Here is a 1,618-nt window from a genome sequence, read left to right on the forward strand (position 1 = left end):
CTCAATATGGCGCAGGAAAATTATACTCGCCTTCAGGCGGTGCAATATAATCTGATGCGAGAATGGATGCGCTGAGCAGCGATTTCGCTCAATAGCCCATCAGGCTCATGACTTCTTCGCGACTCCGCGCGTCGTCAAGAAAACATCCCAGCAGGCGACTGGTGGTCATATTGACACCCGGTGTCCGTACACCGCGTGCGGTCATGCAACTGTGGCTGGCCTCGATCACAACCGCCACGCCCGCGGGTTTCAGATTGTCCCAAATGCATTCGGCGACTTCGGCGGTCAGCCGTTCCTGCACTTGCAGCCGCCGGGAAAAGCCGTGGAGAACGCGGGCGAGCTTGGAAATGCCGACAACTTTGTCGGTCGGCATATAGGCGATGCTCGCCTTGCCGATAATCGGTGCCATATGATGTTCGCAATGCGAATGGAACGGGATGTCTTTCAGCAGCACCAGTTCGTCATAGCCGCCGACTTCCTCGAACGTCCGCGCCAGATGCATGGCGGGGTTTTCGCCATAGCCTTCGCAATATTCCTTCCACGCCCGCGCCACGCGTTTCGGGGTATCGACCAGCCCTTCGCGCTCGGGATCGTCGCCGGCCCAGCGGAGCAGCGTCTTCACCGCTTCCTGAACTTCGTCGGGAACCGCAATTTTTTGGGCTTCGCGCTCCGCGAGTGCGTCTTCGATGGAATGGGAAAAATCAGCCAAGTCAGGTCCTTCGGTTCATCAGGTGCAATGCCAACAAGTTACGCCAGCAGTGGGCCATGCGCAAGTGCACCTTGGTGCAGGTCTGAGGTGCATGGTCCGACGAATGAGGAAAGTGGTGCGCCCAGGAAGATTCGAACTCCCGACCCCTTGATTCGTAGTCAAGTACTCTATCCAGCTGAGCTATGGGCGCTCACCAGACGGTGCAGATAGGGGCTGTAGTCCCCGCTGGCAACCCATTATTTGCTTGCCGAGATAAACAACATCGAACCAGACAGATAAGAGCGATCAATGCGAAAATAGCGGCCGACTGACTGCTCATATTGTGAACGGGACTCCGGTTCAGAAATCTCTCCTCGCTTGTGCAACTGGTTAAGCATGATATCGCCCATCCCACGTTCACCTTTTACCAATACCGAAAGAAACAGCTTTCCACCATCCTGCATGACTCTGTAAAATTCCGGCAGCAATTGCGAATTGCTACCGAAGAGATGAAGCAAACCCCATGACAAGACAAATCCGAAACTCTTGTCCACAAACGGCGTATCCAAAGCATCGCCCTGAACAAAATAGCCGCCTGGCAATCGCTTCTTGCCGCGCGCCATCATGGCAATTGAACTATCAAACAATTTCATACGTTCCAACGGGCCGCTTTTATAGGCTTCCGCCGTAAATTTGAGCGTGCCGCAACCGCAATCCAATATTGCCGCATTACTGTTCTCTGTCTGGCGAATAGCCTCTCGAGCGGCGCCCGAATAGCAATCGGACCACCCTCCCCAAGCGATCCGATTATAAAGAGTATTTCCGACTAGCCAGTCATAGGGGGCAGCAATGCTATCATAGGCTACGCTGCGACTTGCTTCCGGAAAACAACTCCAAATGCCAGATGGCAATTGGACCGGATTCACTTCC

Annotated in this window: 2 protein-coding genes and 1 tRNA gene; all 3 read right to left on the reverse strand. The window is 54.3% G+C overall.

The genetic code is table 11. The annotated features are described in order from the left end of the window. Positions 1-88: 88 nt before the first annotated feature. Complete coding sequence (folE, locus tag WBM93_RS05820) at positions 89-709, reverse strand: GTP cyclohydrolase I FolE (RefSeq protein WP_424429424.1); 621 nt, start codon at positions 707-709, stop codon at positions 89-91. Positions 710-822: 113 nt separating this feature from the next. Next, positions 823-899 (reverse strand) — tRNA-Arg (locus WBM93_RS05825). A 46-nt stretch (positions 900-945) separates the two neighbouring features. Beyond that, on the reverse strand, positions 946-1,618 hold a 673-nt coding region (locus WBM93_RS05830; protein WP_424429427.1), incomplete at its 5' end, for a class I SAM-dependent methyltransferase.

Source organism: Parasphingorhabdus sp., from assembly GCF_049667325.1.
GTDB lineage: Bacteria > Pseudomonadota > Alphaproteobacteria > Sphingomonadales > Sphingomonadaceae > Parasphingorhabdus.